At 67.7% G+C, this 5,739-nt stretch carries 4 protein-coding genes; all 4 read right to left on the reverse strand.

Annotated elements, in window-relative coordinates:
• Positions 1-148 precede the first annotated feature (148 nt).
• The gene (locus D588_RS0106265) at positions 149-2,218 is read right to left on the reverse strand and encodes a LodA/GoxA family CTQ-dependent oxidase (RefSeq protein ID WP_017915379.1); all 2,070 of its coding nucleotides are present in this window, start codon (positions 2,216-2,218) and stop codon (positions 149-151) included.
• A 37-nt stretch (positions 2,219-2,255) separates the two neighbouring features.
• Entirely contained in the window at positions 2,256-3,590 is a 1,335-nt protein-coding gene (locus tag D588_RS0106270; RefSeq protein ID WP_232764245.1) for a hypothetical protein, read from the reverse strand.
• A 571-nt stretch (positions 3,591-4,161) separates the two neighbouring features.
• Entirely contained in the window at positions 4,162-4,878 is a 717-nt protein-coding gene (locus tag D588_RS0106275; RefSeq protein ID WP_017915381.1) for a YitT family protein, read from the reverse strand.
• Positions 4,879-5,030: 152 nt separating this feature from the next.
• Positions 5,031-5,627 (reverse strand): hypothetical protein, encoded by a 597-nt coding sequence (locus D588_RS0106280; protein WP_017915382.1) that lies wholly within the window; start codon positions 5,625-5,627, stop codon positions 5,031-5,033.
• Positions 5,628-5,739: the final 112 nt, after the last annotated feature.

The following is a 5,739-nucleotide window of genomic DNA, read 5'->3' on the forward strand; positions in this document are numbered from 1 at the left end:
CACGTCCCCGACCCCGCGCGCGGCCAGCGCCAGCGCCGTGGCGCAGCCGGCCGTGCCGCCGCCGACGATGGCGACGGCGCAGCGGTCGTGCGCGCTCATCGGCGTGTCCCGTCCAGAGACGTCCATCTGCTCCCGAGGTGCGTGCTCATCACACCTTCGGATCGACCGGCATGTTCGCCATCGGCCACGGCGCCACGAACTCCTGGCCCGGATCGAACTGGCTCGCCACTTCGAGGAACAGCTCGGCCGGGTACGGCGGCTTGCCGGAAACCTGCGCGATCTGCGCGCCACTGATAACGAAGCCGACCTTGGACCAGTTGGCGACGAAGTCCGCGTACGCCTGGAAGCGTCCGGCCCTGGTCGGATACGGACTGTCGGTGCCTTCGCCACGCACCGAATAGACCTGCGGCCCCAGGTACCAGGTGTCGTCGTCGGGGTCGACCTGGCACAGCGCCGCCGGGTAGACCGCGAACGGCCGCTCGGCCGGCCACGACCAGAACAAGGTGTTGTTCGGATTGACGGTCTGCTGCCCCGGATTGGGATCGGGCAGATGGGTGGCGCAGGAGTTGTAGTCGGTGTGCCAGGGCACCGACATGAACTTGGACAGGTCGCCCGGCTCCACCAGGTGCTGCTGCAGCGGCACATAGCCGAAGCTCAGGAACGCGCTGCCCTGGTTCGCCTTGCTGTAGTCCAGCGGCGCCTGGTTGATGCGGAACGGCCCGCAATCCTGGGCCTTCCAGTCCTGCACGTAGAGGTTCACGTCGCGGATCGGGAACGACACCTCGATGCCCGGGCTGTAGCGTCCGCCGAGGCAGTTCTGCAGGGTGACGCGGTCCAGCGCTTCGCCAGGGCCCAGCACAGGTGCGCCGCCCTGCACGTAGTTCTTGCCGTGCCACTGGCTCAGCAGGAAGTACTGGGTGGAACTGACGCTGAGAAAGCTCTTCTGCGCATCGCCCAGCGACAGCGGCATCATCGGCGAGCCGGTCTCGGTGTCGGCGGCGGAGGCCGGGTCGCGGATCAGCGTCTTCAGGTTGGGAATCTTCGCGCTCGGATCGTCGGTGGGCTGGATCTGCCCGATCATGTCGTGGCCCTTGACCGCTCCCGACGGCAGATTGGTGTTCCAGCGCTGCAGCATCGCCGCGTGGAAGATCGGCTGGATGTCGTCGCTGAAGGATGGCTGGTAGGTCGCGACGAACGCGTTGTTGGCATACAGCGACGGCACCAGGCCCAGTGCGCGCACCCACACGTCGTAGACGTCGTCCCAGGTGGACACCACGTTGCGGGTCTGCGGCGCATAGCCCGGATCGCCGGTGACGTACCACGCACCCTGCACGCTGGCGGTGGATCCGTCGTTGAAGATCAGCACGGCATTGACCGGGCCATCGGCCGCGTCGTCGTACCACAGGCCGTTCTCGGTCGCGTCCTCCAGCGGCGGATAACTGCCATCGGCCCCGATCACCGCCGAGGTGCGGGCGAAGCCGCCGGCCACGATCAGCGCGCCGTTGGCCTCCACGCGCATGTCGCCCAACGAATCGAGCTTGCCGAGCGGTTCGTGCAGCGTATGGAACATCGAGGGGAAGCTGACCGGATAGTCTGGCTGCTGCTGGATCGTGCCGCTGGCATCGGCGTAGCTGGCGGTGCTGGTCATGTCGAAGGCGACCACGCTGCTGCCCGCGGCGGCGGCGCTGAGCGCGCGCGGTCCTGCATCGATCACCAACTGCCGCAACCGTGTCGGATCGTTGGGATCGCTGGGATTTGCGGCATCGGGATAGTTCGGGTTGCGCAGTTCCAGCAGCCCGGGCTCCTCGTAGGCGCCGATGCCGCGAAACTGGCCGCCCTGGCTCACCGTCGAATAGTTGTTGAGCTTCTTGTTGGCCAGATGCACGGTCCACACGATGTCCTTGACCGTCTTGCCGTCGATCGAGCTGCCGACGTCCACGCGCACGCCGCCGCCGTTGGGATACGTGCCGGAACTGCCGCTGGGGTAGGCGTAGATGTGGAAGCGCGCGGCCTGGCGCTTAACGTTGCCGGCGGCGTCGCGGAACTGCTCGGCGGTGATCGGCGTGGACTCGGTGCCGGGCTGCACCGGCAGCCCGCCCATCAGCCCGTCGGCACCGCGGGTGCCGGCCGCGGTCACCGGTGCGAGATAGAACTCCTGGCTGTCGCCAACGCGGCCGATGCCGATTGCCGGATGCACGCGAAACACGTTGCTGGTCATGGTGACTTGCTCCTGATCCGGATGAGAGGGGCGCGCCTCAGCGCGGCGTGGCCGGCCGCGCCGCCGGTGGGGCCTTCTGCGGCAACTGCGCCTGGAAGTAGTCGTTGATCACCACATGGCTGATGTTGACGTTCAGCCCCGGCAACGACTGCGCGCGCGGATCGGGCGAAATCACCTGGGTGGTGTTGTGGCAGGCGAAGCAGTTGTTCTGCGTGCTCTGCACCTGGGTGAAGGTCTCGATGGTGGAATTGGACAGCTTGATCGAGCCGGTGAGCAGCGGCGGCGCACCTTCGGGTGTCGGCGAGGGAATGCATTCCAGGGCCGAACCCGGCTGGAACGTGCAGTTGGGCGCCAACGCATCCTTGGCCACGAACCAGATCGCGCCGACCTCGAAGTAGTTCTTCCACACGTCGTTCAACTGGCTCTGCACCGAGGTGTTCATCGACTGGATGTTGGCGATGTTGCAGTCCTGGCCGCTCGGGCACGGCTTCTGCCCGCCGTACGGCACCATGCGGCAGACCTGGGTCACCGGACTCAGGGTCTGCGTCTGCGCGTTCAAGGTCAGCGCACCGGCACCGGCGGCGTTGACGTTGCACTGTTCGATCGGGGTACCGGCCTTGTAAAAGGTCCAGTCCTTGTCGGAGACGGGCTGGCCCGGATCGAGCGAGGTGTCCACGTCCGGCGCATTTTCGCGGTGCTCGAACGTGGCCCAGATCATCTCCGGATGGCCGGCGACCGTGCCGCCGATGTGGAAGCCGACCAGCGCCACGGTCTGGGTTTCGGTGTCGCCGGTGGCGATGATCTTGCCCTTGCGCATGCCCAGCTTGGCGATCTGCGCCTGGCGGGTATAGAACGTGGATACGTCCTCGCCCGGCTGCACCACTTTCCACGCCGCCTTCAGGGTCATGCTGCCGACCGGAAATGCCACCTTCGGATCGAAGGCACGCAACGCCTTCGGATTCTGCAGGTGATTGCTGGCGATGAACTGGCCGAACACGTCGTTGGAATGGATCGAGTAATAGACCGCGCGCCCATGCCGATCCACCAGCACGCCGTCCGGGCCCGCCTGATCGATCAGTTCGACGGTGCGCGCCTGCTGCGAGCGGCCGATCAACGGATCGAGGACGCCGTCGGCAACGCCGCCGATGCCATCGCTGGACATGCTCAGGAAGCGCGGCTGCCCGCCCACATCCTGGGTCAGCCACAGGAACGTATTCCACGACCACTGATGGAACTCGCAATTGCTGCTGGACGCGAAGCCCGCCGAATCCGGCGCCGGCGTTTGCGCATGCGGGAACCACGACGGCGCCGGCGGCCCCGGCGGCGTGCAGGCCGCTGCGCTCGGCGCGGGCCCCGATCCGGATCCCGCCACGGGCGTGGGTATCGGCGTGACCGTCCCGCCACCGCTGCCGGGCTTCGATCCCGACCCAGGATTCACGGCAGAGCACGCCGCGACCACCACACAGACCAATGCCGCGAATCCCATCGCACGTTTCATCGCACTGCCCCTCGTTCCGTGGAAAAGCTGTAAGCGCCGGCAGCCGTCACGGCGCGCCGGACAGGCAGCACCGCGCCGCCGCGCAGGCGCGGCGTCGAACATCGTGGTGAACGTCATGCAGGTGGGATCGCGCTCCCCGCGATCGCCTTGCGCCGTCCGTGCGCGCTCATCCTTTCTTCGACAGCAGCATGCGCTGCGTCACACTTGGACAGCAAGACTGTTTCGTAGACACCGCGGAGATTCCGTAGACAGTTGCCGTGCAGCGCGGCGGCTGTCGCGCGCAGCACGGCGCGACAATGCGTCGTTGGCCTGCAGGCAGTGCAGGCATGTCATGCATGAGTAGATGCGGTACGTGCAGATCGCGAGGCGTTCGCGCATCCGCGAGGAATACCTGCGTGCGGCGATGCGCACGTCGCCGATCGCGCGACGGCGACCGGCCGTGGACTCACACGCCCATGTAGCGCCCGGCGCGATGGTTGAACATCAGCACCAGGCTCAGCACCACCGCGCCGATCGCCGAGTACAGCACCTGCTGCGGCGCCAGCAGCCAGAACGCCACCGCCATCAGCGCCGCGTCGAAGCTCATCTGCACCTTGCCCGCGCTCCAGCCGCGGCTGCGCTGCAGGTACACCGCAAGGATCCCGACGCCGCCGAGGCTGGCGCGGTGGCGGATGAAGAACAGGATGCCGAGCCCGACCAGCGCGCCGCCGACCAGTGCCGAGAACAGCGGCGTCATCGTCGCCCATTGCGCCCAGCGCGGCAGCAGATCGGTGAGCAGGCCGCAGGCGGCGACCGCGACGAACGTCTTGAGCGTGAATTCCCAGCCCATGCGCCGCACCGCCAGCCAGTAGAACGGCAGGTTGACCAGCACGAACATCAGGCCGAAGTTCCAGCCCAGCGCGTAGTGCAACAGGAAGGCCACGCCGGCCATGCCGCCGATCATCAGCCCGCCATGGGCGAACACCGCCAGCCCCAGCGAGGCCACCAGGGTCGCCAGCAGCATGCCCTGCACGTCCTCGGCCACGCTGTGGCGCAGCGCGCGCGCATCCTGCGCGGTGCCGGCCGAATCCGGCGGCGGGGTCAGTGGTCCGGCGGTGACGACGGTGCCGTCGTCGGGCAACGGGTCCAGGTCCGGACGCAGATCGGAATCGGGAAGGCTCACGGGAGGGGGCACAGCGTGGGGGGCAGTATTAGACACCAGGCGAGGGGTGGTTGCATATGAAACTTTGAAGACTCGCAGCGGATCGTCCCTGCCGCGTGTCGACGCCGGATGCCGACCCTGTGGCCTCCCCGATTCCGCCTGGCGTTCGTGACCTATCGCTGCGGCAGATCGATGTCGATGGAGTGGCCGATGGTCACCGCCCTGATCATCGTGATCATCACCAGCAGCGCCAACGGCCCGGCGATCGCCAGCCACGCCCAGGTCCAGGCATTGAAGCGCTCGGCCGCGCTCTGCGGCAGGCCACGCGCCTGCTTGAACCGCGCCAGGCGCTGGTTGACCAGCAGGACCGGCATCCAGGTCAGCAGCGTCAACAGCGACAGCGCCGAGGGCCACACGCCGAGCAGGCTCAGGCAGACATAGGCCAACGCCGGCCCCAGCCAGCCGACCAGCGCGCCACGCTGCGCGCCGATGATGCGTTCCAGCCCGCGAAAGCAGGCGAATACCCAAAGCAGCGAGAACACCGAGCGCCACACCGGCGAGATGCGTCGTCGCCCGGACAGCAGGCGCAAGGCGCGCCAGTTGCGGTAGAACCAGTACAGCGCATACCAGCCGAAGCTGGTCGCGCACAGCAGCGCCAGCTTGGCCGCCGAGGGCGCGAACAGCGTGGACAGCGGGTCGGCGGGTGCCGCAGCGGCCGCGGTGTCAGGCAGCGCGGCGACCGGGGCGGCGTAGGGGTTGTCGGTTTGCATGGCTCGCATTCTGGCGCACCGTCCCCTCATCCGCCTCTTTGGGGCACCTTCTCCCGGTGGGAGAAGGAACAGCTAAAGCCCCTCTCCCACCGGGGCGACAGGGTGCGGCCTG

Origin of the sequence: Xanthomonas sp. SHU 308 (assembly GCF_000364645.1) — a bacterium.
Classification (GTDB): Bacteria; Pseudomonadota; Gammaproteobacteria; order Xanthomonadales; family Xanthomonadaceae; genus Xanthomonas_A; species Xanthomonas_A sontii.